Source organism: Streptomyces sp. NPDC055103 (assembly GCF_053607625.1).
Genome location: NZ_JBSGTX010000011.1, coordinates 16,185 through 40,307, shown reverse-complemented (window position 1 = coordinate 40,307; position 24,123 = coordinate 16,185). Strand labels below are relative to the sequence as shown.

24 protein-coding genes and 1 pseudogene are annotated in these 24,123 nt (G+C 72.4%); 7 read left to right on the top strand and 18 right to left on the bottom strand.

Features of this window, described 5'->3' with window-relative positions:
* Positions 1–7: 7 nt before the first annotated feature.
* Positions 8–652 carry a C45 family autoproteolytic acyltransferase/hydolase gene (locus ACWFR1_RS09915; RefSeq protein ID WP_453548591.1) on the bottom strand — a complete coding sequence of 215 codons (645 nt, stop codon included), beginning with the start codon at positions 650–652 and terminating at the stop codon, positions 8–10.
* Positions 653–655: 3 nt separating this feature from the next.
* On the opposite strand from ACWFR1_RS09915, the pseudogene ACWFR1_RS09910 reads away from it, so the two are divergent.
* A pseudogene (locus ACWFR1_RS09910) lies at positions 656–931 on the top strand (amidohydrolase family protein); the annotation flags it as partial.
* Between the two features lie 27 nt (positions 932–958).
* On the opposite strand, the gene ACWFR1_RS09905 reads toward ACWFR1_RS09910, so the two are convergent.
* Positions 959–1,921 carry a LysR family transcriptional regulator gene (locus ACWFR1_RS09905; RefSeq protein WP_453548589.1) on the bottom strand — a complete coding sequence of 321 codons (963 nt, stop codon included), beginning with the start codon at positions 1,919–1,921 and terminating at the stop codon, positions 959–961.
* Positions 1,922–1,991: 70 nt separating this feature from the next.
* Between ACWFR1_RS09905 and ACWFR1_RS09900 the strand changes: the two genes are divergently transcribed.
* On the top strand, positions 1,992–3,218 hold the full coding sequence (locus ACWFR1_RS09900) for a TDT family transporter (protein WP_453548587.1): 1,227 nt from the start codon (positions 1,992–1,994) through the stop codon (positions 3,216–3,218).
* Here ACWFR1_RS09900 and ACWFR1_RS09895 read toward each other — a convergent pair.
* The 4 genes from ACWFR1_RS09895 to ACWFR1_RS09880 all read right to left on the bottom strand — a co-directional run bounded on the left by ACWFR1_RS09895 (position 3,145) and on the right by ACWFR1_RS09880 (position 7,604).
* Positions 3,145–3,900, bottom strand: coding sequence for a helical backbone metal receptor (locus ACWFR1_RS09895; RefSeq protein WP_453548585.1), 756 nt, complete (start codon positions 3,898–3,900; stop codon positions 3,145–3,147). The genes ACWFR1_RS09900 and ACWFR1_RS09895 overlap by 74 nt on opposite strands.
* Positions 3,897–4,448, bottom strand: a complete 552-nt coding sequence (locus tag ACWFR1_RS09890; protein ID WP_453548583.1) for a helix-turn-helix domain-containing protein — start codon at positions 4,446–4,448, stop codon at positions 3,897–3,899. Before ACWFR1_RS09890 ends, ACWFR1_RS09895 begins: the two co-directional genes overlap by 4 nt.
* Before the next feature lie 209 nt (positions 4,449–4,657).
* Positions 4,658–6,469, bottom strand: coding sequence for an ABC transporter permease/substrate binding protein (locus tag ACWFR1_RS09885; RefSeq protein ID WP_453548581.1), 1,812 nt, complete (start codon positions 6,467–6,469; stop codon positions 4,658–4,660).
* Entirely contained in the window at positions 6,462–7,604 is a 1,143-nt protein-coding gene (locus tag ACWFR1_RS09880; RefSeq protein WP_453548579.1) for a quaternary amine ABC transporter ATP-binding protein, read from the bottom strand. Before ACWFR1_RS09880 ends, ACWFR1_RS09885 begins: the two co-directional genes overlap by 8 nt.
* A 390-nt stretch (positions 7,605–7,994) precedes the next feature.
* On the opposite strand from ACWFR1_RS09880, the gene ACWFR1_RS09875 reads away from it, so the two are divergent.
* Together ACWFR1_RS09875 and ACWFR1_RS09870 are read left to right on the top strand one after the other, a co-directional pair.
* Positions 7,995–8,900 (top strand): 5'-3' exonuclease, encoded by a 906-nt coding sequence (locus ACWFR1_RS09875; protein ID WP_453548764.1) that lies wholly within the window; start codon positions 7,995–7,997, stop codon positions 8,898–8,900.
* 81 nt (positions 8,901–8,981) lie between these two features.
* A complete protein-coding gene (locus tag ACWFR1_RS09870) occupies positions 8,982–9,818 on the top strand; it encodes a siderophore-interacting protein (RefSeq protein ID WP_453548577.1) in 837 nt (278 codons plus the stop codon).
* Positions 9,819–9,895: 77 nt separating this feature from the next.
* Here the strand turns inward: ACWFR1_RS09870 and ACWFR1_RS09865 are convergent, their stop codons facing one another.
* The gene (locus tag ACWFR1_RS09865; RefSeq protein WP_453548575.1) at positions 9,896–10,528 is read right to left on the bottom strand and encodes a MerR family transcriptional regulator; all 633 of its coding nucleotides are present in this window, start codon (positions 10,526–10,528) and stop codon (positions 9,896–9,898) included.
* A 283-nt stretch (positions 10,529–10,811) separates the two neighbouring features.
* Here ACWFR1_RS09865 and ACWFR1_RS09860 point away from each other — a divergent pair, with 283 nt between their 5' ends.
* The 3 genes from ACWFR1_RS09860 to ACWFR1_RS09850 are packed head-to-tail and all read left to right on the top strand — an operon-like array spanning position 10,812 to position 13,114.
* On the top strand, positions 10,812–11,714 hold the full coding sequence (locus tag ACWFR1_RS09860; protein ID WP_453548761.1) for a hypothetical protein: 903 nt from the start codon (positions 10,812–10,814) through the stop codon (positions 11,712–11,714).
* Entirely contained in the window at positions 11,711–12,136 is a 426-nt protein-coding gene (locus ACWFR1_RS09855; RefSeq protein ID WP_453548573.1) for an ABA4-like family protein, read from the top strand. The genes ACWFR1_RS09860 and ACWFR1_RS09855 overlap by 4 nt, the downstream gene beginning before the upstream one ends.
* A gap of 9 nt (positions 12,137–12,145) precedes the next feature.
* On the top strand, positions 12,146–13,114 hold the full coding sequence (locus ACWFR1_RS09850; protein WP_453548571.1) for an ADP-ribosylglycohydrolase family protein: 969 nt from the start codon (positions 12,146–12,148) through the stop codon (positions 13,112–13,114).
* Between the two features lie 91 nt (positions 13,115–13,205).
* Here ACWFR1_RS09850 and ACWFR1_RS09845 read toward each other — a convergent pair whose 3' ends face one another.
* The 11 genes from ACWFR1_RS09845 to ACWFR1_RS09795 all read right to left on the bottom strand — a co-directional run bounded on the left by ACWFR1_RS09845 (position 13,206) and on the right by ACWFR1_RS09795 (position 24,105).
* Complete coding sequence (locus ACWFR1_RS09845; protein WP_453548569.1) at positions 13,206–14,015, bottom strand: class I SAM-dependent methyltransferase; 810 nt, start codon at positions 14,013–14,015, stop codon at positions 13,206–13,208.
* A gap of 33 nt (positions 14,016–14,048) precedes the next feature.
* Positions 14,049–15,446 (bottom strand): cytochrome P450, encoded by a 1,398-nt coding sequence (locus ACWFR1_RS09840; RefSeq protein ID WP_453548567.1) that lies wholly within the window; start codon positions 15,444–15,446, stop codon positions 14,049–14,051.
* Positions 15,447–15,676: 230 nt separating this feature from the next.
* Positions 15,677–18,502 carry a DEAD/DEAH box helicase gene (locus ACWFR1_RS09835; RefSeq protein WP_453548564.1) on the bottom strand — a complete coding sequence of 942 codons (2,826 nt, stop codon included), beginning with the start codon at positions 18,500–18,502 and terminating at the stop codon, positions 15,677–15,679.
* Positions 18,503–18,546: 44 nt separating this feature from the next.
* A complete protein-coding gene (locus ACWFR1_RS09830) occupies positions 18,547–19,503 on the bottom strand; it encodes a diacylglycerol kinase (protein WP_453548562.1) in 957 nt (318 codons plus the stop codon).
* A 42-nt stretch (positions 19,504–19,545) separates the two neighbouring features.
* Entirely contained in the window at positions 19,546–20,454 is a 909-nt protein-coding gene (tatC, locus tag ACWFR1_RS09825; RefSeq protein WP_453548758.1) for a twin-arginine translocase subunit TatC, read from the bottom strand.
* 104 nt (positions 20,455–20,558) lie between these two features.
* Entirely contained in the window at positions 20,559–20,852 is a 294-nt protein-coding gene (gene tatA, locus ACWFR1_RS09820; RefSeq protein WP_453548560.1) for a Sec-independent protein translocase subunit TatA, read from the bottom strand.
* Between the two features lie 185 nt (positions 20,853–21,037).
* Positions 21,038–21,235, bottom strand: coding sequence for a hypothetical protein (locus ACWFR1_RS09815; RefSeq protein ID WP_453548558.1), 198 nt, complete (start codon positions 21,233–21,235; stop codon positions 21,038–21,040).
* A 35-nt stretch (positions 21,236–21,270) separates the two neighbouring features.
* Entirely contained in the window at positions 21,271–21,534 is a 264-nt protein-coding gene (locus tag ACWFR1_RS09810; RefSeq protein ID WP_453548555.1) for a hypothetical protein, read from the bottom strand.
* 134 nt (positions 21,535–21,668) lie between these two features.
* Positions 21,669–22,622 carry a helix-turn-helix transcriptional regulator gene (locus ACWFR1_RS09805; RefSeq protein WP_453548553.1) on the bottom strand — a complete coding sequence of 318 codons (954 nt, stop codon included), beginning with the start codon at positions 22,620–22,622 and terminating at the stop codon, positions 21,669–21,671.
* A gap of 16 nt (positions 22,623–22,638) precedes the next feature.
* Positions 22,639–23,595 (bottom strand): helix-turn-helix transcriptional regulator, encoded by a 957-nt coding sequence (locus ACWFR1_RS09800; RefSeq protein ID WP_453548551.1) that lies wholly within the window; start codon positions 23,593–23,595, stop codon positions 22,639–22,641.
* Between the two features lie 138 nt (positions 23,596–23,733).
* The gene (locus ACWFR1_RS09795; RefSeq protein WP_453548549.1) at positions 23,734–24,105 is read right to left on the bottom strand and encodes an FKBP-type peptidyl-prolyl cis-trans isomerase; all 372 of its coding nucleotides are present in this window, start codon (positions 24,103–24,105) and stop codon (positions 23,734–23,736) included.
* Between the last annotated feature and the right edge of the window lie 18 nt (positions 24,106–24,123).

Sequence of the window (24,123 nt, the reverse complement as noted above, 5' to 3'; positions counted from 1 at the left end):
GCCTCCGTCACCGGTCGGGAGCTGTGAGCGGGGACCGGTCGTCCGTCACTGGTCCTCCGTCATTGGTCCTCCGTCGTCGCTCGGGCGCCGTGAGCGGGGTCCAGGTCGACGGGTCCGCCGTGCACGGCCCGCCGTCGTGGACGAGGAGGCACCGTCGCGCCGGATCGACCGCGACCGTGGCCAGTGTCGCCCACCTACTGCCCAGGGGCCCCTCCGCCGGGGCGTGGCAGCACACCTCGGCGCCGTCGTCCCGGTGCGCGGCGAGCAGGTCCACCAGCGCCTCGGCGCCGAGCGGGCCGCCGTGTGCGCGGACGCGGGCGGTGAGCAGGCGGTGGCGGTCGTACGTCTCCGGCATGCGGCGCCCGCGCAGTTCGCCGGCGGCGAGGGCCGGGGCCAGGAAGTGGTTCGTGCGCACCAGCCAGCCCCGGTGGTCCGGGGAGACGACCGCCGACCCACCGGGGGCGAGTTCGACGGAGGCGGCGCCGTCCGGCGTCACCACGGTGACGACCGCGGAGGCCGAGACGGGGGCGGCCGTCAGCATCGCGACCGCCTCCGTGAACGACGCGGCCTCGCCGAGCACCTGACGGGCCACGAGATGGACGGGGACGCCGGTGGCGGCGTCGCCCGTGTGCCCCAGGATGTTGAAGAGCACGCCGCCCGGCACCGCCGCCCGAGCCGCGACCTCGCCCAGGCGCCGCACGGGCCCGAACAGGCGCTGACGGCGCTGGAGGCGCTGCGGGGCCTGACGACGGGTCCGGCGTACGCGGCGGGCGAGGAGCACGAGTCGGGCCGGATCGCGCTCGGCCACCGCGCCGACCTCACCGTCTTCGCGGACAGCCCGGTCACCACAGCGGCGACCGAACTTCCGGACCTGCCGGCCCTGCTGACGGTCCTGGACGGCCGGATCACGCACCGGGCGGCGGGCGTCTGACAGGTCCAGGGCTCCTCAGCCCGGTCCTCACCCCGTCGGCCGGGCGCGGGTCAGGGCGAGGAGGTCGCGGGCCGGGCCCGTCGGGCGGTGGCCCGCGGGCCAGACCGCGCGCAGGTCGCGGCGGAGCGTCACACCCTCGACGGGAATGGCGACCAGGCGACGGGAGGCCAACTCCTCGGTGATGGCGAGTTCGCTGAGGACGGCCGGACCCGCCCCGCTGACGACGGCGCCCTTCACGGCCGTCGTGGAGGCGAGTTCGAGGAGCGGCTCCGCGAGACCGCCGTGCCCGGCGAGCGCCGCGTCCAGGACCTGGCGGGTGCCCGAGCCGCGCTCCCGCAGGATCAGCGGGGTCGCGGCCAGCTCCGCCGGGTCCAGGGGGCCCCGGCGGCGGGCCCAGGGGTGCGAGGGCGCGGCGACGAGTGCGAGCCGGTCGTGCGCGACGACGACGCCGTCGAGACCGTCCGGCACGGCGAGGCCCTCCACGAAGCCGATGTCGGCCTCGCCCGCGAAGAGCCGTTGCGCGACGGCGGCGGAGTTCCCGGCCTGGAGCGACACGGCCGTGTCGGGACGCTGGGCGCGCAGCGCGATCAGCCAGCCCGGCAGCAGGTACTCGGCGATGGTCATGGACGCGGCCACCCGCAGCCGCGAGTCGCGCCGCCCGCGCAGCGCCTGGGCGCCCGCGTCGAAGGCCTCCGCGGCCTCGACGATCCGCCGCGCCCAGTCCGTCACGAGCGCGCCCGCGTCGGTGAGCCGCGAGCCGCGGGGGGAACGGTCGACGAGGGCCACCCCGAGCTGCCGTTCCATCGAGCGGATGCGGCTGCTCGCGGCGGGCTGGGTGATCCCGACCTCGCGGGCGGCCGCGCCGAGGCTGCCGTGCCGGGCGACGGCGATGAGGAGTTCGAGCGCGCCGAGGTCCGGGACCCGGTGGGAGAGGTGCGGCCTCGGCTCGCCGCCCTGTGTGCCGTACCGCTCCGGTATCTCACTGCTCATAAACCCAGCTTATGACGTCATAGTCGCAAGATCCCTGGTGGGTGTGGCGAAAGGGCGCGACGGTGGAGTCATGGCAAGCCTCGCAACACCCCGCTCGGCCCCTCGCGCCACCACCCCCGGCGCACGACCGGCCACAGCCGCCACCGCGTCCACCCCAGCCGCCGCCAGTACCGCCCCGGCCACCCCCGCCGCCCCGGCCCGTTCCGTCCGGCACCTCGGACCCAACTGGTACGCCTCCGTCATGGGAACGGCCATCGTCGCCAACGCGGGCGCGGCCCTTCCCGTGGACGTCCCCGGCCTCCGTACCCTCTGCGCGGCCGTCTGGGCGCTGTCGCTCGCGATGCTGCTCGTCCTCGTCACCGCCCGCGCGCTGCACTGGATCCACCACCGCGACCAGGCCCGGGCGCATCTCCTGGACCCCGCGATGGCGCCGTTCTACGGCTGTCTGTCGATGGCGCTGCTCGCCGTGGGCGGCGGCGCGATGATCGTGGGCCAGGACTGGATCGGACTCCCGGCGGCCCTGGCGCTCGACACGGTCCTGTTCACCGCCGGCACGGTGATCGGTCTGGCGGCGGCCGTGGCCGTCCCGTACCTCATGGTGGTGCACCACCGGATCGAGAGCGCGTCCCCGGTGTGGCTGCTGCCGGTCGTCGCCCCCATGGTCTCCGCCGCGCTCGGCCCGCTGCTCGTGCCCCATCTGCCCGCCGGGCAGGCCCAGCAGACGCTGCTCTTCGCCTGCTACGCCATGTTCGGTCTCAGCCTGCTCGCGACCCTCGTCATGCTGCCGCTGGTCTTCGGCCGGCTCGTGACCGGCGGCCCGCTGCCCCTCGCGCTCACCCCCACGCTCTTCCTGGTCCTCGGCCCGCTCGGCCAGTCGACGACCGCCGCGAACAAGTTCGCCGACGTGGCCCCCGGCGTGCTGCCCGACCCGTACGCGCACGGTTTCGCCGTCTTCGCCGTCCTCTACGGGGTGCCCGTGATGGGCTTCGCGCTGCTGTGGCTGGCGCTCGCCGGGTCGATGGTGCTGCGGGCGCGGCGCCGGGGCATGGGCTTCGCGATGACCTTCTGGGCGTTCACCTTCCCCGTGGGAACCTGTGTGACCGGCGCCGAGGGGCTCGCCCAGCACACCGGTCTGGCCGCCTTCCGGTGGCTCGCCGTCGCGCTGTACGTGTTCCTCGTGGCGGCCTGGCTGGTGGCCGGCTTCCACACCGTGCGCGGGCTGCTCAGCGGCGCGCTGCTCGCAGGGCCCGGGACAGCTCCCGCGGCGCCTGGGTCAGGGACGGCCCGTACCAGGTGAGCAGGCGCCCGTCGACGAGGGCTGCGGCGGTCCCGGGGAAGGCCTCGGGGCCGTCGTCCCGCGTGAAGCGGTAGGGCTCGTCGGGCAGGACGACGAGGTCGGGGGCGGTGGCGCGGAGCTCGTCGAGCGGGAGCCGCGGATAGCGCTCGGGATGGTCCTCGTACGCGTTCCGGACGCCGAGGCGGGCCAGCAGGTCGCCGGCGAAGGTGTCGCTGCCGAGGACCATCCAGGGACGGCGCCAGATCGGTACGACGGCGGTGAGCGGCCTGCCGTCCGGCCCGGGCTCCAGCGGTGTCACGGACTCCCAGGCGGCCTCGGCCTCGGCCAGCCAGCGGGGCCGCCGCGGTGCGCCGCAGGCGGCGAGGACCCGCTCCAGTTCGCGCAGGCCCTGGTCGAGGGTGCGGATCTCGGTGACGAGGACGTCGATCCCGGCGGCCCGCAGGGCGGCGAGGTCCGGGGCGCGGTTCTCCTCCTCATTGGCGAGGACGAGGTCGGGCCGGAGCGCGGTGATCGCGGCGACGTCGGGGTTCTTGGTGCCGCCGATCCGTACGACGTCGAGGCCGGCGGGGTGGCTGCACCACTCCGTCGCGCCGACGAGGACGCCTGGCGTGGAGACGGCGACGGCCTCCGTCAGGGAGGGGACGAGGGAGACGACCCGCGGCCCGACGCCGGCGGTCCTCACTCCTCCTCGACCTCGACGTGGTCGGCGACGGCGACGACGAGGAGGCGGGTGCCGGGCTCGGTGGCGCGCCAGCGGTGGCGTACGCCTCCGGAGAGGTAGAGCGTGTCGCCGCGGCCGAGCCGGTGGGCGCGGCCCTCGGCCTCGACCTCGGCGGCGCCGTCGGCGACGTACAGCAACTCGTCGTTCCGGTGCTGGAACTCGCGGCCCGCGTCCTGCTCGCCGGTGAACTCCAGGGCGTGCAGCTGGTGGCGGTCGCGGACGAGCCTGCGGACACCGTCGGGCAGCGCCGCGGACGGCTCGTCGGCGCGGACGACGTCGACGGTGCGAGCGGCCTCGGCGGTGGCGATGAGCTCGCCGGCGGTGGTCTCCAGGGCTCCGGCGACGAGTTCGAGGGAGCGGCGGCTGGGCCGGGCGCGCTCGTTCTCGACCTGGCTGAGGAAGGGCACGGAGAGGCCGCTGCGGGAGGCGACGACGGCCAGCGTGAGCTGGAGCGATCTGCGGCGCCTCTTGACGGCCGCGCCCACGCGGGGTGATTCCTTGTCGTCCATGTCGGCTCCCTCCCTCGTGCCTCGTGCGCGTCGCGTGTCCCGTGTCGCGTGTGCCGGGTCGCGTGTCCTCGGACCGCGTACCGGTCGGTTACCTGAACCTTACGCAGCTTTGGCTCCGGGTTTCGCGTCGTGACGAAAAGGGGTGGTCGCCGAATACGCTCGGCGACCACCCCTTTCCGGACAGGAACGGATCCCGGCCACTCCGGGCGCTACTGCGGGGCGAGCTTCTCCGCGAGGCCGGGGTTGCGGTCCAGCCAGACGCGGACGGCCTGCTGCTCCTTGCCCTTACCGGTCTCCTGGATGACGGCTTCGAGGTCCGTGAGCTGCTTCTCGGTGAGCTCGAAGTTCTTCAGCCAGGCGCCGACCTCGGGGTTCTCGGCGGCGAAGCCCTTGCGGGCGAGGGTGTGGACGCCGTCGCCCTTGCCCCAGGTGCCCTTGGGGTCGGTGAGCTTCTTCAGGTCATGGGCGGAGTAGGCCCAGTGTGGGGACCAGAGGGTGACGACGACCGGCTCCTTGCGCTCGTACGCGCGCTTGAGCTCGGCCAGCATGCCGGGGGTGGAGCCGTCGACGACCTTGTACTCGCCTTCCAGGCCGTACTCCTTGAGGACCTTGTCCTTGAGGATGCCCATCATTCCGGCGCTGGGCTCGATGCCGACGATGCGGCCCTTGAACTGTCCCGCCTTGCCCTTGAGGTCGGCGAGCGAGTCGACGCCCTTCACGTACGAGGGGACGGCGAGCTCCAGGGAGGTGGGGCCGTACCAGGAGCCGAGGTCTTCGAGCTTGCTCTGGTACTTCTTCCAGTACTGCTCGTGCGTGACGGGCAGCCAGGCGTCGGTCTGGAAGTCGAGCTGCCCGCCGGCCAGGCCGGTGTAGAGGGCGCCGGCCTCCAGCTGCTTGGTGTCGACCTCGTAGCCGCGGCGCTCCAGGAGCTCCTTCCAGAGGTACGTGGAGGCGATGCCCTCGTCCCAGGGGATGTAGCCGATGCTGATCTTCTTGCCGTGGCCGCTGTTCGCGCCGGAGGCGGTGGTGGAGGTCGCGCCGCCGGAACCGAGGAAGCCCGTGCCGCCGGCGACCAGGGCCAGGACGACGACGCCGACGAGGGCGGTGACGGGCTGCGGGCGGTGGGCCCAGAGCTTCGCCCCCGGCCGCTTGGCGCTCAGCGCCGCGCGTGCCTTGGCGGCGGCGCGGCGGCCCAGCGGGGAGACCTGGCGGCCGAGGGCGCCGGTCATCCGGTCCAGGTACATGGCGAGGACGACGATGGAGACGCCGGCCTCGAAGCCGAGACCGATGTCGACGTTGCCGATGGCGCGGTAGACCGCGCCGCCGAGGCCGCCGCCGCCGACCATGCCCGCGATGACGACCATGGACAGGCCGAGCATGATGACCTGGTTGACGCCCGCCATGATCGTCGGCAGGGCCAGCGGGAGCTGCACGCGCAGCAGGGTGTCGCGCGGGGTGGTGCCGAAGGCCTCGGCGGCCTCGACGAGTTCGCCGTCGACCTGGCGGATGCCGAGCTCGGTCATGCGGACGCCCGGGGGCAGCGCGAAGATGATGGTGGCGATGATGCCGGGGACGACTCCGACGCCGAAGAAGATGATGCCGGGGATGAGGTAGACCATCGCCGGCATGGTCTGCATGAAGTCGAGTACGGGTCGCAGCACGGCGCTGACCGTCTTCGAGCGGGCCGCCCAGATGCCGAGCGGAACGGCGATCACCAGGGTGACGAGGGTGGCGACGAGGACGAGGGAGAGCGTCGCCATCGCCTCGTCCCACAGCTGCACGGAGTCGACGAGCGCGAAGCCCGCGAAGGCGAGGACGCCGGCGGCGAGGCCGCGCAGCCACCAGGCGACGACGGCGAGGATGCCGGCGAAGAGCAGCGGCTGGGGGGCGGACAGGACGGCGTCGATGCCGTCGTAGAGGCCGGTGACGCCGGTGCTGACGGCGTCGAAGAGCCAGGAGAACTGGGCCTGGAGCCAGTCGACGGAGCTGTCGACCCACTCGCCGAGGGGGAGCCTAGGCACGGGCGGTCGCCTCCTTCTCGTGGATGGCCTGTTCCTTGCCGGCCCGTCCCTTGATGGTCCGTTCCGGGAAGGCCTGTTCCTGGATGGCCTGCTCCTGGATGTCCTTCGCGGCGAGCCCGCCCATGACGCCGAGGAGGCGTTCGGTCGGTACGACTCCGAGGACGGTGCCGTCGGAGTCCTGGACGGTCACGGGGTGCGGGGCCAGGGCGGCGACGGCGCAGAGGTCGGCGACGAGGGTGTCGGGTCCGACGGGCCGGCAGGCGCAGCCGTCGGGGCAGTCCGCCGGGGCGGCGCCGTCGGTCATGACGGCGGCGGCGGTGAGGACGCGGGAGCGGTCGACGTCCTGGGTGAAGGAGGCGACGTAGTCGTCGGCTGGGCGGACGAGGATGTCCTCCGCGGTGCCGAGCTGGACGATCCGGCCGTCGCGCATGACGGCGATTCGGTCGCCGATGCGCATGGCCTCGTTGAGGTCGTGGGTGATGAAGACGATGGTCTTCTTCAGCCGCTGCTGGAGCACGAGGAGCTGGTCCTGCATGTCGCGGCGGATGAGCGGGTCGAGCGCGCTGAAGGACTCGTCCATGAGGAGGAGGTCGGCGTCGGTGGCGAGGGCGCGGGCGAGGCCTACGCGCTGCTGCATGCCGCCGGAGAGCTCGTCGGGCCAGGACTTCTCCCAGCCGGCGAGTCCGCACAGCTCGAGGGCCTCGGCGGCGCGGGTCTCGCGCTCGGCGCGCGGGACGCCCTGGACCTCCAGGCCGTAGCCGGCGTTCTCCAGGACGTTCCGGTGCGGGAACAGTGCGAAGTGCTGGAAGACCATGCTGATCTTGGTGGCCCGGACGGTGCGCAGCTCGCGGGGGGTGAGCGCGGTGAGGTCGCGGCCGTCGAAGAGGACCCGGCCCGCGGTGGGTTCGAGCAGGCCGTTGAGCATGCGGAGGAGGGTGGACTTCCCGGAGCCGGACAGGCCCATCACGACGAAGATCTGACCGGGTTCGACGACGAAGCCGGCGTCGACGACGGCGGCCGTCGTCCCTTCGGCGCGCAGGTCGTCGCGGTCGGCGCCGTCGGCGAGGCGCCGGACGGCTTCGTCGGGTCGTCTGCCGAACACCTTGTACAGATGGTCGGCCTGGAGCCTGGACACATACACCTCACGGGTAGCGACGAGAACGGCCCCGCCACCCCCGCGCGGCTGGGCCGTGGAGCGGCGCGGGATCCGCCCGCGACCCGTCACGTACGGGGATTCCGTTGTTGAATCCCGTACCGGGTTCCGCTCCGGGCTCGCGCCTTCCCGGCTTCACAGGGTGCAAACGCAAAGGTGACGGGGGTCACGCGCGGGCCCGGTGCGGGGCGCGGGGCGGCCTCCACCTCCGAGACCTGGCGAGTGAGCCGAAGGGGCGCGGCCGGGGGAACGGTCCCGAGCGCGCGGAGGCCCCGCCGAAGGAGGGGGCGAGCACGGTCGGGGCCCTGAGCCCGGCTGGAGCACCCCGGAGGCGAACCGAGCCCTAAAATCAGGCAGGTGACGCGACGCCTGATGCTCCTCGACACCGCCAGCCTCTACTTCCGCGCCTACTTCGGCGTGCCGGACTCGGTCCGCGCCCCCGACGGCACTCCCGTGAACGCCGTGCGCGGGCTCCTCGACTTCATCACCCGGCTCGTCCAGGACCACCACCCCGACGACCTGGTGGCCTGCTGGGACGAGGACTGGCGGCCGCAGTGGCGGGTGGACCTGATCCCCTCGTACAAGGCGCACCGGGTCGTCGTGGAGACGGAGACCGGCCCGGACGTGGAAGAGGTCCCGGACACGCTGTCCCCGCAGGTGCCGGTGATCGAGGAGGTCCTCGCGGCGCTCGGGATCGCCCGGGTCGGGTCCGCGGGGTACGAGGCGGACGACGTCATCGGGACGCTCGCGGGGCACGCCGCCGGGCCGGTGGACATCGTCACGGGCGACCGGGACCTCTTCCAGCTGGTGGACGACGCGCGCGGCGTGCGCGTGCTGTACCCCCGCAAGGGCGTCGGCGACTGCGACCTGGTGGACGACGAGCTGATCCGTACGAAGTACGGGGTGCGCCCCGACCAGTACGCGGACTTCGCGGCGCTGCGCGGGGACGCGAGCGACGGGCTGCCCGGGGTGAAGGGCATCGGCGAGAAGACGGCCGCGCAGCTGATCACGGAGTACGGGGACCTGGCCGGGGTGCGGGCGGCGGCGGAGGACCGGACGTCGAAGCTGACGCCGGCGAAGCGGCGCGGCATCGTGGAGGCGGCCGCCTATCTGGACGTGGCGCCGACCGTGGTGCGGGTCGCCGGAGACGTACCCCTGCCGGAGTTCGACCCGGCCCTGCCGAAGGAGCCGCGCGACCCGGCGGCGCTGGACGCGCTGGTGAAGCGGTGGGGTCTCGGCGGGGCGGTGGGACGGCTGCTCCCGGTGCTCGGCCGCTGACCGGCCGGTCCACCCTGGGCGGCAGCGCGCGAGGATGCTAGCTTAGGTATACCTAAGTTCGTCGAGTCAGGAGAGCCCCTCGTGGCAGAGCAGCCGGCCCGCAAGGCACCGAAGGCCACCGAAGCGCGTGTGGTGCGCACCGAGCGGATCACCCCGCACATGGTGCGGGTCGTTCTCGGAGGCCCCGGGCTCGACGCCTTCGAGGTCGGCGAGTTCACCGACCACTACGTGAAGCTGCTGTTCGCCCCCGAGGGGGTCGCCTATCCCGAGCCGTTCGACATGGACCGGATCCGGGCCGAGTTCCCCCGGGAGCAGTGGCCGACGACGCGGACGTACACGGTACGGGCCTGGGACCCGGTCCACCGCGAGCTGACCGTCGACTTCGTGGTCCACGGCGACGAGGGCCTCGCGGGCCCCTGGGCGGCGCGGGCCCAGGCGGGCGAGACCGTGCGCTTCCTCGGCCCGGGTGGCGGCTACACGCCGGACCCGGCGGCGGACTGGCACCTGCTCGCGGGCGACGAGAGCGCGCTGCCGGCGATCGCGGCGGCCCTGGAGCGGCTGCCCGCCGGGGCGCGGGTGCACGCCTTCGTGGAGGTCTCGGACGCGACGGAGGAGCAGAAGTTCGCGACGGCCGCGGGGGTGGACGTCACCTGGCTGCACCGGGGCGACCGCCCGGCGGGCGAGGCCGTCGTCGAGGCCGTGCGGACGCTCGACTTCCCGCCGGGCGACGTCCACGCCTTCGTCCACGGCGAGGCGGGCTTCGTGAAGGACCTCCGCCGGCATCTCCGGATGGAGCGTGGGGTGGCGCGCGAGCGGCTGTCGATCTCGGGGTACTGGCGCCAGGGGAAGACGGACGAGGCGTGGCGCGCGATCAAGCGCGAGTGGAACGACCAGGTGGAGCGCGAGCAGGAGAACTGACGCTCGGAGCTTGAGCGAGGGGGGTGGGGCGGAGGCTCCCACCCCCCTCCGCGTTACCGCGTTACCGCGTTACCGCGTTACCGCGTGCCGCCGAAGGCGCGGTGCGAGGCGTCGACGTGGGCCAACCGCCGCAGCGCCGCGAAGATCGCGTCGCCGAGGACCGTACCGACGACCACGCTCTCCACGAGCTCCTCGCGCGCCACATGGTGCGCCACGTACTCCAGGTCCGCCCGCGCGACCTGCTCCGCCGCGTCCGCGTAGACGTCCAGAACCTCGACGAAGCCGCCGTGGCCGACGTCCTCGAGCGCCGCGAGGGCCTGCGCCAGCACCTCGCCCGCCGGGTTGCCCGGATAGGCGTGCCAGCCGCGGGCGGCGATCAGCTGCGCGACCGTCTTCCGCGCCTCCTCGATCCCGGCGCCCGGCTCACGGTCGTACCGCGGCACCATGCGGTTCGCCGCGACGCCCAGCACCTTGTGGACCGGCCGCTCGGGATCGTCTACCGCGACGATCACGTCACGGATCCCCGATACCGACAGGCCGCCCACGTCGAGGAGCGCCCGGATCAGGCGGAGGCGCTGTACGTGCGTCTCGCCGTACGAGGCCTGGTTCGGGCTCGTCAGCTCTCCGGCCGGCAGCAGCCCTTCCCGTACGTAGAACTTGATCGTCGGTACGGATACCCCGGTCCTTCTACTCAACTCTCCGATGCGCACCGCGTGTTCACCTTTCCGGTCCTTCAACGGCCTTGCCGACCGACACCCCCATCATAGATAGTGGTGCTATCAGATAGTGGCTAGTGCCACTATCCATACTTCCCACGGGGGGATCCGTATGTCCTCACTCAGCAGGCCCTCGTCCAACGGGCCCTCGTCCAACGGGCCCTCGTCCAACGGGCCCTCGTCCAACGGGCCCTCGTCCAACAGGCCCGCGCTCGGCACATCCGTACTCCGGCCGCTCGCCCGCCTGCACCGGCCGCTGGTCTGGTTCGCCGGCTCGATGGTCGCCCTCGCGCTCGTCTCCGCCGTCGGTCTGGTCGTCGACGACCGGATCCTGGTGGGCGTGCCGATCTGGTCGAAGCCGTTCAAGTTCTCGATCTCGTTGACCGCCTACACGCTCTCGCTGGCCTGGATGCTCTCCCTGCTCGCCCCGCGCCCCCGCGGACATCGCGTCGGCTGGTGGGCCGGGACCGTGGTCGCCGTGGCCTTGCTGATCGAGATGGTGCTCATCACCCTCCAGGTGGTCCGAGGCACCCAGAGCCACTTCAACCACACGACTCCCTTCGACAACGCCCTCTTCCAGGTCATGGGAGCCACCATCGCCATCATGTGGCTGGGCGCCCTGGTCATCGCGGTGCTCCTGCTGCGCGCCCGGATCCTCGACCGCGCCACCGCCTGGGCCGTCCGCCTCTCCTCACTCATCGCCCTCGCGGGCGCGGCCGTGGGCTTCCTGATGGCGACTCCGACCCCGGAACAGCTGGCGGTCGAGGACTCCCCGATCGTCGGGGCCCACAGCGTCGGGGTCCCGGACGGCGGCCCCTCGATGCCGCTGACCGGCTGGTCGACCACCGGCGGCGACCTGCGCATTCCGCACTTCTTCGGCATGCACGCGCTCCAGCTGCTCCCACTGCTCCTGCTCGTGCTGGCCGCCCTCGCACCCCGGTTCGCCCGTCTCGCCGACGAGCGGGTCCGCCTCCAGCTGACGCTGACGGCCTCGGGGGTCTACGCGGCGACCTTCGTCCTCCTCACCTGGCAGGCACTGCGCGGCCAGGCCCTCTTCTCACCGGACGCCGCGACGCTCACCGCGGCGTCGACGATCGCAGTGCTCGGCGCCGCCGCCACAGCACTCTCGCTCCGCGGCGCCTCCCCCGCCCCCTCCCCCACGGAGAAGGTCTCGGCATGACCGAATTCCTCTTCGAGCTGACGTTCCTCCTCGCGGCGCCCGTCTGGCTCCTGATGATCGTCGCGCCGGGCCGGCGCGTCACGGAGCGCGTCGCCGCCTCACCCCTGACGGTCCTTCCGCTGCTCGTGGTCTGGGCCGTCCTGGCCGCCCCCGTCCTGCCGGAGCTCTGGACGGCGGTCAGCAGCCCCGACATCGACTCCTTCCGCGAACTGACGGCCCTCGCGAACGGAGCGGCCGCGATCTGGGCCCAGGTCCTCGCCTGGGACCTGCTCCTCGGCCAGTGGATGTACAGGGAGGGCCGGCGCCTGGGCGTCTCCCCGTTCCTCATGGCCCCCCTGCTCCTCCTGACGATCCTCCTCTCCCCCCTGGGCCTCCCGCTCTTCCTGGCGGTCCGAGCCTGGCGGACCCGGCGGGCGGACTAGTCTCCCCACATGCGAACCTCCGACCGCGCCGCGGGCGCCGTGCTGGGCTCCGCCGTGGGCGACGCGCTGGGCGCACCCTTCGAGTTCGGGCTCGCCGGCGTGTTCCGCGAGCGCTTCCCGGACGGCGTCGGGGAGCTGTGCGGCGGAGGCGGCTGGGATCCGGGCGAGGCCACCGACGACACGCAGATGGCCGTGCTCGTCGGGGAATCTCTCATCGAGCAGGGCGGTCTCGACCTGCCGGACGTCTTCCACCGGTTCCGCCGGTGGGCGGCCTCCGACCCGAAGGACATAGGTCTCCAGACGGAGCAGGTCCTGCTCGGCGGCGATCCCTGGGACCTCGCGGCGTTCCGGCACTTCCAGGTCAACGGGCGGGCCGCCGGGAACGGTTCGCTCATGCGGGCGTCGACCTCCGCCGTCCACTTCGCCGCACGGGGCCGGTCGGCGACGATGGACGCCGGGCGGCGCATCGCGGCGCTGACGCACGGGGACGGCGCGGCCTGGGAGGGCACGGCGATCCTCCACGAACTGGTCCGGGTCGCCCTCCTCGGCGAGGACCCGCTCGCCGCGCTGCCCGCCACACTCGCCGAAGTGGCCCCCGAGCACCGGGAGCGCTGGGCGACGGTCCTGGCCCCGGCCTGGCATCCGGACGACGCGACCGAGTTCAACGGCGCGGTCTGGCCATGTCTGGGCTCGGCGGTGTGGGCGTTGCGCACCACGGACTCCTTCGAGGAGGCCCTCGGTACCGCGGTGGACCTGGGCGGCGACACCGACACGGTGGCGGCCGTGACCGGCATGCTCGCGGGCGCGGTCCACGGCCCCGCCGCCGTCCCCGCCCGCTGGACGTCGGCCCTCCACGTCCCCCTCCCCGGCTCGGCCGGCCGTGTCCTGCGCGCGGACGACCTGCGGGACCTCGCAAAGGCCCTGACCGAGCAGGGCGAAGAACGGCACCGTCGGATGACGGGACCGCTCGCTCGGTGAGAACGACCGCGGTCGGGCCCTGACCAACAGCCCTCGGCAGGATCAGGCCGGTCGCTCCCGGGCGGTCAGCTGTCGGGCCGCTTCCGGGCCTTCAGCTGGAAGAGTCGGGTCCCTTCCGGGCCGTCAGCTGGAAGAGTCGGGCCGTGTGTGGGTACGGGTGTCTCGCGGTGGTGGCGAGTTCCAGGCGCTCCAGGTCGGCGTAGTACTCCTTGTCGTATTTACGGGCGTCGTCGGTGATGTAGTCGCAGAAGGTGCGGATGCCGTAGTGCTGTACGTCCCGGCATCCGAGGCGCTGGAGGACCGGGGTGACCTCCTCCGCCGTGTGGAGCGTCAGCTCCGAGTCGAACATCCCGCTCCGGAGCCGGTCGCTGTCGAGTGCGGCCAACGCCGCCGCAGGGTCCGTCTCCCGGACGGCGACGTTCAAGGCCGCCGAGTGCCGGTTGATCGCCATCACGGAGAACAGCCCTCCGCCCTTCAGCGGCGCGAGCGCCCCGGCCAGGGTGCCCGGCATGTCGTCCACGTACGCGAGGAGGTTGTGACACAGCACCACATCGAACTCACCGGCCACCAGGTCGGCCGGCAGGTCGGTCACGTCGGCACGGACGCAGGCGATCCGCTCCGACAGGCCGCCCTCCGCTGCGCGTTCGGCCGCGGCGGCGAGCATGGCCGGCGCGTAGTCGACGATCGTGACGTGGTGTCCCCGGGCGGCCAGGCGCAGCGCGTCACCACCGTCGCCGCCCGCGAGGTCGAGCACCCGCAGGGGCCCTCCGCCGTCGGGACCGTCCACGTGCCGCATCAGGTTCGCCTCGGCGAGCGTGTAACGGAGGCGGCCCCAGGGGGCCTCCTGCCACTCCTGCCAGGTCGTCATCGCGGTGTCGAACTTCTGCGAGTTTTCTGACATCCGGTGACGATAGCCGCCTCCCAGGACCGGACGTCAGTTGCGGGCCCGGACCGTGGCGAGGACCTCGCGGTCCGGCTGGAGGGTGAGGCTCGGGACCGGGCGTATGTCCTCGGTGGTGACGTCCAGGTGGTAGCGGCGGGCGAGGACGGCCAGCACCAGGACGGCCTCGACGAGGGCGAAGCGGGTCCCCAGGCAGACGCGGGGCCCGCCACCGAAGGGGAACCAGGCGTACTCCGGTATCTGCTCGGCCGGTTCGCCGTCCTCGGTGGTGAGCCACCGCTCGGGCCGGAAGGCCTCGGCGTCGCCGTACCAGCGGGGGTCGCGCTGGGTGGCCCACTGGCTGGACCAGACGCGGGTGCCGACGGGGACGGGCGCGCCGCCGAGAGTGGCGCCCTCCTTCGCGATGCCGGTGATGAGCCAGATCGTCGGGTAGAGACGGAGGGTCTCCTTGACGACGGCCTGGGCGTAGGGAAGGGAGGCGTAGTCGTCGTAGCCGGGCTCATGGTCGGCGAGGACCCGGTCGAGCTCCTCCGCGAGGGCGTCACGGACCTGCGGATTGCGGGCGAGCAGGTGCCAGGCCCAGACGAGCGTCGAACTGGTCGTCTCGTGGCCCCCGATGTAGAGCGTGACGGTCTCGTCCCGGATCTCCTGGTCGGAGAGCCGGGCACCGGTCTCGTCCCGGGCGGCGAGAAGGCGGCTGAGCAGGTCGGGGCGCTCGGTGTCGCCGTCGCGGTGGCGGGAGACGACGCGGGTGACCTCGGCGTCGATGACGGCGGTGGCTCGCTTGATCCGGGCGCGCCCTGGCGTGGGGACCCAGTCGGGCAGGAGCGCCCCGATGCCGCTGAACTCGGCGCCGATCTCGTGCTGGGCGACGTCCATGGCCTTGCCGATGGCCTCGGCGTCCGCGGCGGTGTCGACGCCGAAGATGGTACGGACGGCGATGAGTTGGGTGAGGGCGGCCATCTCCTTCTTGATGTCGACGCGCTGCCCGTCGCTCCACCGGTCGGCGAGCGCGACAGCGCACTCCGACATGGTCGCCGCGTACGAGCGGACCTGCTTGGGGCGGACGGAGGGCTGGACGAGGGAGCGCTTGCGCCGCCAGTCGGCGCCCTTGGCGACCACCACCCCGTTCCCGAGGAGCGTGCGGAAGGCGACGCCGAGGTCGGGCTGGTCGAAGGTGCGCTCGACCTCGGTGAGGAGTTCGCCGACGGTGTCCGGGTGGGCGATGAAGAGGGCGGGGCCGCGGCCGAAGCGCCAGCGGACGAAGTCGCCGCGCTCCCGCAGCTGTTCGAAGAAGGCGAGCGGGTCCTTGCCGAAGGCGGGCAGGTTCCCGAGGAGGGGTACCCCTCGGGGGCCGTCGACGATGCCCGGTGTCGGCCGTGCCGTGTCGCCGCTTGCCGTCCCGGCGTCCTGACCGGCTTGCGTGGTCATGTGCGTCCCCTCCCCAACTGGCCTTCCCCCTGTGCGAGTCCATGCAAGCGGAAGGGTCGACCCGGCGCCACCCCTGTGGACAACGACCTGTGGACAACCATGCGCACAGGGGGTGGAACGGTCAGCGCCCGTGGCGTGAACGCCACGAGCACTGACCGAAAGAGGACCGTAAGGAAACCGGAAGGGAACCGGACGAGACCTGACGACGGGACCGGAAGGGGCCCGAACCGTCAGCCCACCGAGCTGTAGGCCACGACCCCCCGCAACAGCGATTCGACGGCCTTGCGGGCGTTCTTGGAGACCGTGCTGTTCTCCTTGGGCGCCGCGGCGGCGATCTGTCCGAGGACGTCGATGACCTGCTTGCACCAGCGGACGAAGTCGCCGGCGGGCATCTCCGCCTCGCGGAGCACCTCGTCGAGGCTCTTGTCGGAGGCCCACTGGTAGGCGGCCCAGGCGAAGCCGAGGTCGGGCTCGCGCTGACCGACGCCTTCCGCCTGATTGATCTTGAACTCTTCCTCAAGGGCGTCGAGGCGCCCCCAGATCCGGACCATCTCGCCGAGCGCCGCCTTGGCGTTGCCCGTGGGCAGCTTCGGCGCGACGGCGTCGTCGGCCTGGCGCGATTCGAACACCAACGCCGAGACACAGGCGGCCAGTTCGGGCGGAGTGAGCCCCTCCCAGACACCGTCCCGGAGGCACTCGCTCGCCAGCAGGTCGAGCTCGCCGTAGAGCCGGGCGAGCCGCTTGCCGTTCTCCGTGACCTCGTTGCCCCGCAGGTAGTCGAGCTCGGTGAGGAGCGCGACGATCCGGTCGAAGGTCCGGGCGATGGTGTTGGTACGGCCCTCGATGCGCCGCTCCAGCTGCTGCGTGTCGCGCTGGAGCCGGTGGTAGCGCTCGGCCCAGCGGGCGTGGTCCTCGCGCTCGTCGCAGCCGTGGCAGGGATGGGCACGGAGCGCGGAGCGCAGCCGGGCGATCTCACGGTCGTCGGCGGCGGCCGCGCGCTGCTTGTGGTGCCGCTCGGGGTTGATGTGCCCGGCCTTGGTCCGCAGCGCGGTGGCGAGGTCCCTGCGGGACTGCGGGGAGCGGGGGTTGAAGGACTTGGGGATCCTCATGCGGTCGAGCGCCTCGACGGGGACCGGGAAGTCGATGGAGGCGAGCCTCTTGACCTGCCGCTCGGCGGTGAGGACGAGGGGCCGGGGTCCGTCGTGCTGCTCGAAGCCGCGGTGGCCGTTCGTCCGGCCCGCGGGGATGCCGGGGTCGAGGACGAGGGCGAGGCCCGCGAACTTGCCGGTGGGGACGTGGATGACGTCGCCCGGCTTGAGCTTCTCCAGCGATCCCGCGGCCTGGGCACGCCGCTGGGCGGCGCCCTGCCGGGCCAGTTCCGTCTCGCGGTCCTTGAGGTCGCGGCGGAGCCGCGCGTACTCCTCGAAGTCGCCGAGGTGGCAGGTCATGCCCTCGCGGTAGCCCTCCAGGCCCTCCTCGTTCTTCTGTACCTGGCGCGAGATGCCCACGACCGAGCGGTCGGCCTGGAACTGCGCGAAGGAGGTCTCGAGGAGCTCGCGGGAGCGGTGGCGGCCGAACTGGTCGACGAGGTTGACCGCCATGTTGTACGAGGGGCGGAAGCTGGAGCGCAGCGGGTACGTACGCGTGCCGGCGAGTCCGGCGAGGTGGCCCGGGTCGAAGCCGCGCTGCCAGAGGACGACGGCGTGGCCCTCGACGTCGATGCCGCGGCGGCCGGCACGGCCGGTGAGCTGCGTGTACTCGCCGGGCGTGATGTCGGCGTGCTGCTCGCCGTTCCACTTGACGAGCTTCTCCAGGATGACGGAACGCGCGGGCATGTTGATGCCGAGGGCGAGGGTCTCCGTGGCGAAGACGGCCTTCACGAGGCCGCGGACGAAGAGCTCTTCGACGACCTCCTTGAAGGTGGGGAGCATGCCGGCGTGATGGGCGGCGATGCCGCGCTCCAGTGCTTCGAGCCACTCGTAGTAGCCGAGGACGTGGAGGTCCTCGCTGGGGATGGAGGCGGTCCGCTCCTCGACGATCTCGCGGACGCGCAGCCGTCCCTCTTCGTTGTTGAGGCGGAGTCCGGCGTGGAGGCACTGCTGGACGGCGGCCTCGCAGCCGGCGCGGCTGAAGATGAAGGTGATGGCGGGCAGGAGCCCCTCGGCGTCGAGGCGCTCGATGACCTCGGGCCGGCCGGGGGTCCAGATCCGGGAGCGCTGGCGCCGCTCGCGCTCGCGGTCCGCCTCGCGGATCATCTTGCCGCGGCGTCGGTCACGCGGGTTGTACGTGGAGTTCTCGGTGCGGGCGAGACGGACGAGGTCGGGGTTGACCTCGCGACGGGAGGAGCCGCGGCCACCGTGGTCCGTCTCCTCCTCGAAGAGGTCGTACATCCGGCGTCCCGCCAGGACGTGCTGCCAGAGAGGCACGGGACGGCTCTCGGAGACGATGACCTCGGTGTCGCCGCGGACGGTGTCGAGCCAGTCGCCGAACTCCTCGGCGTTCGACACGGTCGCGGAGAGTGACACGAGCGTGACGGACTCGGGGAGGTGGATGATCACTTCCTCCCAGACGGCGCCACGGAAGCGGTCGGAGAGGTAGTGCACCTCGTCCATGACGACGTAGCCGAGGCCGGAGAGGGCCTGGGACCCCGCGTACAGCATGTTGCGGAGGACTTCGGTCGTCATGACGACGATCGGGGCGTCGCCGTTGACACTGTTGTCGCCGGTGAGCAGGCCGACCTTGTCGGCGCCGTACCGCTTGACGAGGTCGGCGTACTTCTGGTTCGACAGCGCCTTGATGGGTGTCGTGTAGAAGCACTTGCGGCCCTGGCTCAGGGCGAGGTGGACGGCGAACTCACCGACGATGGTCTTTCCGGAGCCCGTTGGCGCGGCGACGAGCACGCCCTTGCCCGCTTCGAGGGCCTTGCACGCCTCGATCTGGAAGGGGTCCAGGTCGAACTCGTACATCTCGCGGAAGGGGGCCAGTGCGGTGCGCTGCTCGGCGTTTCGGGCGCGGGCGGCTGCGTACGCTTCGGCTGGTGTGAGGTCCTCTGTCATCTTGTTCTCGAGCCTACCCGCCACCTCTGACAGTGACGCGATCTTTATCGGGGCAATGCTCCCGGGGCCACCGGAGGGGCTGAGGGCGCCGGAGGAGCCGGGGGCGCCAGGACGCGCAGGGCGCCGGGTGCGCACTCCACCGTGAGGGGCAGCGGACCGAGGGGCTCGCCGTCGGCGTAGCCGGTGATGCCCGGGGCGTCGAGCGTGAGGGAGCGGACACGGTACGTGGTGACCTTCGGGTGGTCGAGGTGTGTGCCGCGGTAGACGCGGGGGAACACCTTGATCAGGGTGGCGCGGGAACAGTCGCCGACGACGGTGACGTCGAGGAGTCCGTCGTCGGTCCGGGCGTCGGCGCAGATCCGCATGCCGCCGCCGTAGGACGTGCCGTTGCCGACGGCGACCAGGGTCGCGTCGGTCTCGACGACCCGCCCGTCGTCGAGGGTCAGCCGGTAGGGCACGGGCCGGAAGGCCGCGAGCTCGGCGAGGACGGCGAGGTCGTACTTGAAGCGCCCGACGGGAAGGCGCATGCGGTTCCCGCGGTCGTTCACACGGGAGTCGAAGCCGGACGCGAGGACGGTGCCGAACCAACGGGCGGTGGAGGCCCCGGTGATCCGCCCGAGGTCCATCGCGTGGTCGCCACCACCCTTGAGGAGCTCGGCGGTGACGCGGGCGACGGCGGCCGGGTCGCGGACCGGCAGGCCGAGGGTGCGGGCGAAGTCGTTGCCCGTGCCGACGGCGATGACCCCGAGGGGTGTCCGGGTCCCCGCGACCGCCTGGAGGGCGAGGGAGATCATGCCGTCGCCACCGACGGCGACGAGGGCACCGGTCCCGGCGGTGACGGCCTCGCGGGCGCGCCGCAGCGCGTCGTCGGCGTCGTACCCGAGGAGGGTCCGGACCGAGAATCCGGCGTCCCTCAGGACCTGGGCGGCGGGCTGCGCGGCGTGGGCGCCCCGGCCGCGGCCGGCGGTGGGGTTGACGAAAAGGGTGATGTCGCTGGTCATGCGGAGGTCCCCCCGGACGGAGTCTGGGGGGACCTTACAAGGTCAGGTGATGTCGTCGTAACCGTTGACCCGGTGGGCGGCAGTTCCCCCGGTCTCCCCCGGGCCGGTGGCCTGCTCGGGCAAGGCCCGCGCGGCTCCGACGGGCTCGATCGCGCCGACCGCCTCGGGCGTGAGGTCGAGCTCGGAGGCCTCGTCGTCGTCGAGTGCGGCGTCGGGGTTGTTGCGCTTGCGGCGACGGTCGTTCAGGAGCGAGAAGCCGACGGCCCCGAAGTACAGGATCGTGATCGGTCCCGCGAGGGCGATCATGCCGATCGGGTCGGTGGTGGGGGTGATGACGGCGCCGAAGACGAAGACGCCCATGATCACGCCACGCCACCAGCCGGCCATGCGGCGACCGGTGAGGACCCCGGTGAGGTTGAGCATCACCAGGACGAGCGGGAGCTCGAAGGCGAGGCCGAAGACGAGCACCATGCGCAGGGTGAAGTCGAGGACGTCGCCGAGCGAGAGGATGTTCGCGGAACCACTGGGCGTGAGGCTGATGAGGACCTTCACGCTGATGGGGAGGATCAGGTACGCGAGGTAGGCGCCGGCGGAGAAGAGCGGCACGGCCGCGCCGACGAACGCGTACGTGTACTTCTTCTCGCTCTTGTGGAGGCCGGGCGCGACGAACGCCCACAGCTGGTACAGCCAGACCGGGCTCGCGACGACGAGACCCACCGTCAGGGACAGCTGGATCGTCGTGCTGAAGGGGGCCATCAGCGTGTTGAAGGAGACGATGGCGCAGTTTCCGCCGTCACTGGTGACGCCCTTGGCGCAGGTGGGCACCGATTGCGTCAGGAACTGCATGAGCTCCTCGCTGTACACGAGGGCCACGATCGTCACCACTGCGACGGCGAGGAGACCCTTCGCCAGTCGGTTGCGGAGTTCACGCAGGTGCTCCACGAGGGGCATCCGGCCCTCGGGATCCTTCTCCTGCTTGCGGGCAGACTTGGGCAACCCACGTCCTCATCTCGTGCGGCAGCCGCCGCACGGTGCGGCGGCCGCGGCGGACCGGGTCAGCGCTTGGTGGTGTCCGAGGGCTCGGTCACGGGACGCGAGCTGGTCACGTCTCCGGGAGCGGCCTGGATGGTGCGCGGCGCGGGCTGCTGGTCCTGCGCTCCGGTTCCGGCCTGCGGCGGGTCGGCGGGGGCGCTCTGCTGGTCGTCCGACTTCATCGCCTTGGCCTCGCTCTTGAGGATGCGGGCCGACTTGCCCAGCGAGCGGGCCATGTCCGGGAGCTTCTTGGCGCCGAACAGGAGAATGATGACGACGAGGATGAGAATGATCTCGGTGGGGCCGAGCCTACCCATAGCTGTTTACCTTCTTCACCGAGGCGACATGGAGTGCGTGCCCGGCGGGTCGGACAAGCGTCCGGCCACCGCGCTGCCTGCGATCGTAACCCGCAGGAGTAAACGCGAGGCAATGCCCGTGCATACTCCGGATTGCGTCCCGCGTGCCCGGGCCGAGGCCCTTTCGTGCAGCGTACGGCACCGACTCACCGCAGTGACTCGCCGGTTCGGGCCAGTCCCTCGGCGGCCGTTTCGAGCTCTTCGGCGGCCTGGGTGATCCGCTCTGTGGTGCGGGCCACTTGACGGCCGAGGCGCTGGACCTCCAGGAAGACCTTGATGCCGAGGACACCGAGGACGGCGATGCCGAGGAAGCCGAGGGCGATGGCGAGCATGGGCCAGAACATGGGCAGAGCCTAGACCTTGAGCGGGTACGGGTCGTTCAGACGGTGGTGTGGAGGCGCAGGGTGCGGACGCCGCCGCCGGTGAGGAGCTCGACGATGCGCTCACCCGCGGGCTTGCGGACGGAGCTGCCGCACTCGGGGCAGGTGAAGGAGTAGAAGGTGGTGCGGCGGCTGGCGCCGATGGCGAGGCGCAGGGCGCTCGCGGAGAGTTCGAAGCGGGCCCGGCAGTCGGGGCAGGCTGCCTTGAAGAGGACTGGGGCCATCGTCGCGGCAAGACCATGCATGACGGACATCTCCCTCATTTCTCTACGGCGTCGACCGGGCGGCCACCCGGTCGCCGACGGCTGGGCGACCCGGTGGGCGACCGGATGGGCACATCAGGTGGGCGACCGAGTGGGCAACCACGTCAGCAACAGCGTCCACGGAGCGGAACTCGTCACACACCCTCGTACGCGGCGAGGGCCGCGGCGGCCGCCTCACGGGCGCTGACGGCGAGCTCACGCGGCGCGACGATCCGCCCGTCACTGCCCAGCCGGAGGCCGAGCCTGCGCAGCGAGGCGGGGTCCGGCGTCCGCAGGGTGATCCGCAGGCCGCCGTCGGGCAGTTCCTCGGCCCGGTCGTGCGGGTAGTACTCGGCGACCCACCGGCCGCCGGGGCCGACCTCGACCACGACCTCGGGGTCGTCGGCGGAGGGCTGGACCAGGCCCTCGGAGAGGTCGCGCAGCTCCAGCTCCGGCGGCGCGGCGTGCTCGTCGAGGAGCCGGATCTCGACGACCCGGTCGAGGCGGAAGGTGCGGCGCGCCTCGGAGAGCCGGCACCACGCCTCCATGTAGGTGTGGCCGACGGCGAAGAGCCGGATCGGGTCGACCTCGCGCTCGGTGAGCTCGTCGCGCGCGGGCGAGTAGTAGCGCACCCACAGCCGTCGGCGCTCGGAGATGGCCCGGTCGACCTCGGCGAAGACGCCGCCCTCGGACTCGAAGGTGACCGAGAGCCGGGAGCTGGCCCCGGCGGCCTCGCCGGCCGCGGCCTCCAGCTTGGCGGTGGCGCGGACCAGGGCGTCCCGGTCGCTCTCGCGGAGCCCGGGCAGGGTGGCGACGGCGCGGGCGGCCACGAGCAGGGCGGTCGCCTCGTCGGCCGCGAGCCGCAGCGGCTCGGCGACGTCGTCGGGGTTGTGCCACCAGATCCGGTCGCCGTCGGTGTCGATGTCGAGCAGATCGCCGCCCCGGAAGCTGGTGCCGCACATGGGCAGCACGTCCAGGTCGGAGATCAGCTCGTCCTCGGTGATGCCGAAGGCGCGCGCCACGTCGGCGACGTGGGCGCCGGGGCGCTCACGGAGATAGGTGACGAGGGACAGCATCCGCCTCGTCTGGTCGATCGCGTTGGCAGCCATGCGGTACGTCTCCCCCTCAGCCCTTGGCCACGGCGCGCAGCCGGTCCACTACATCCGCCCGCAGATCGGCGGGTTCCCGTACGACGACGTCCGGGCCGAACTCGACGAGCCAGGCGTCGAGGCCGTGGCCGTACGGGATCTCCAGCTCGTCCCAGCCGTCGGGGCCCACCTCCACGGACTTGGCGCGGGCTCGCAGCGGGTAGCCGCAGCCCGCGCGCAGCCGGATCCGGGCGGAGCGGGTGGCGGTCTCGCCGGCCCAGCTCTCGACGGTCTCGCGGACGGTGACGACGTCGGGCACGGGCACGGTGAAGGCGCCGGCCCGGGAGCGGACCTTGCCGGTGATCCGGGAGAGGCGGAAGACGCGCTCGGCGCCCCGGTCCCGGTCCCAGCCCGCGAGGTACCAGTGGCCGCGCCAGCACTCGAGGGTCCAGGGCTCGACCTGGCGGGTCTCGGGGCGGGCGGCGTTGGCCTTGCGGTAGTCGAAGGCGACGGTCCGGCGGTCGCGGCAGGCCAGCATGAGGGGCTCGAAAGCGGCCTCGTGCACCGGGATGCGGGGTTCGAGGGCGCTGGGCTGGACGTCGTACGAGTCCTCCGCCTCGGGCATGCCGGCGGCGCGGAGCTTCTGCAGGGCGCCGCTGGCGGCTCCCGCGAGCCGGGCCTGCTGCCACACCTTGGCGGCGAGGCCGAGTGCGGCGGCCTCCTCGGCGTCGAGGGTGATCGCCGGGAGGCGGTTGGAGTCGCGGCGGGCGAGGTAGCCGGTCTCGCCCTCCAGGTTCTCGACGGTCTCGATGACGAGGCCGAGCTCGCGCAGGTCGTCCTTGTCGCGCTCGAACATCCGGTTGAAGGCGTCGTCCCCGCTCGCTTCGAGGTAGGCCTCGATGGAGCCGCGGAGTTCCCGCTTGCTCAGCGGCCGGCGCGTCCCGAGCAGACACAGCGCGAGATTCATCAGCCGCTCGGACTTGGCAATCGCCATCGACGCCCCGCACCTCATCTACCGGATCCACTTGTCGGACGTCCGACCGTACCGCCCCGGAGTGTCGGGGCAAAAGCCGAGGCCCCCGCCACGGGTGGCGGGGGCCTCGGAGGACCGTTACCGGTCGGGCACGACCGATCAGACGGCGACCAGGTCGCAGACGAAGATCAGCGTCTCGCCCGGAGCGATCTTGCCGCCGGCGCCACGGTCGCCGTAGGCGAGGTGGGCGGGGATGATCAGCTCACGACGGCCGCCGACCTTCATGCCCTGGATGCCCTGGTCCCAGCCGGAGATGACCTGGCCGGCGCCGAGCCGGAACGGGAGCGGCTCGCCGCGGTTCCAGGAGGAGTCGAACTCCTCGCCGGTGGAGAAGGCGACGCCCACGTAGTGGACGAGGACGTTGGCGCCGGCCTTGGCCTCGGCGCCGTCGCCCTCCCAGATGTCCCTGATCTTCAGGTCCGCCGGCGGCTCGCCGCCCGGGAAGTCGACCTCGGGCTTCTCGATGCTCACTGAACTGCTCCTCATACT

What these genes read in the sequence shown, in the direction of transcription:
- ACWFR1_RS09875 (WP_453548764.1), top strand. Translation starts at nt 7,995, where the DNA reads ATGCTCCTCGACACCGCCAGCCTCTACTTCCGCGCCTACTTCGGCGTG.
- ACWFR1_RS09900 (WP_453548587.1), top strand. Translation starts at nt 1,992, where the DNA reads ATGGCAAGCCTCGCAACACCCCGCTCGGCCCCTCGCGCCACCACCCCC.
- ACWFR1_RS09810 (WP_453548555.1), bottom strand. Translation starts at nt 21,534, where the DNA reads ATGAGGGAGATGTCCGTCATGCATGGTCTTGCCGCGACGATGGCCCCA.
- ACWFR1_RS09815 (WP_453548558.1), bottom strand. Translation starts at nt 21,235, where the DNA reads ATGTTCTGGCCCATGCTCGCCATCGCCCTCGGCTTCCTCGGCATCGCC.
- ACWFR1_RS09845 (WP_453548569.1), bottom strand. Translation starts at nt 14,015, where the DNA reads ATGTCAGAAAACTCGCAGAAGTTCGACACCGCGATGACGACCTGGCAG.
- ACWFR1_RS09905 (WP_453548589.1), bottom strand. Translation starts at nt 1,921, where the DNA reads ATGAGCAGTGAGATACCGGAGCGGTACGGCACACAGGGCGGCGAGCCG.
- tatC (WP_453548758.1), bottom strand. Translation starts at nt 20,454, where the DNA reads ATGCCCCTCGTGGAGCACCTGCGTGAACTCCGCAACCGACTGGCGAAG.
- ACWFR1_RS09805 (WP_453548553.1), bottom strand. Translation starts at nt 22,622, where the DNA reads ATGGCTGCCAACGCGATCGACCAGACGAGGCGGATGCTGTCCCTCGTC.
- ACWFR1_RS09840 (WP_453548567.1), bottom strand. Translation starts at nt 15,446, where the DNA reads ATGACCACGCAAGCCGGTCAGGACGCCGGGACGGCAAGCGGCGACACG.
- tatA (WP_453548560.1), bottom strand. Translation starts at nt 20,852, where the DNA reads ATGGGTAGGCTCGGCCCCACCGAGATCATTCTCATCCTCGTCGTCATC.
- ACWFR1_RS09890 (WP_453548583.1), bottom strand. Translation starts at nt 4,448, where the DNA reads ATGGACGACAAGGAATCACCCCGCGTGGGCGCGGCCGTCAAGAGGCGC.
- ACWFR1_RS09800 (WP_453548551.1), bottom strand. Translation starts at nt 23,595, where the DNA reads ATGGCGATTGCCAAGTCCGAGCGGCTGATGAATCTCGCGCTGTGTCTG.
- ACWFR1_RS09830 (WP_453548562.1), bottom strand. Translation starts at nt 19,503, where the DNA reads ATGACCAGCGACATCACCCTTTTCGTCAACCCCACCGCCGGCCGCGGC.
- ACWFR1_RS09835 (WP_453548564.1), bottom strand. Translation starts at nt 18,502, where the DNA reads ATGACAGAGGACCTCACACCAGCCGAAGCGTACGCAGCCGCCCGCGCC.
- ACWFR1_RS09860 (WP_453548761.1), top strand. Translation starts at nt 10,812, where the DNA reads ATGGTCGCCCTCGCGCTCGTCTCCGCCGTCGGTCTGGTCGTCGACGAC.
- ACWFR1_RS09855 (WP_453548573.1), top strand. Translation starts at nt 11,711, where the DNA reads ATGACCGAATTCCTCTTCGAGCTGACGTTCCTCCTCGCGGCGCCCGTC.
- ACWFR1_RS09850 (WP_453548571.1), top strand. Translation starts at nt 12,146, where the DNA reads ATGCGAACCTCCGACCGCGCCGCGGGCGCCGTGCTGGGCTCCGCCGTG.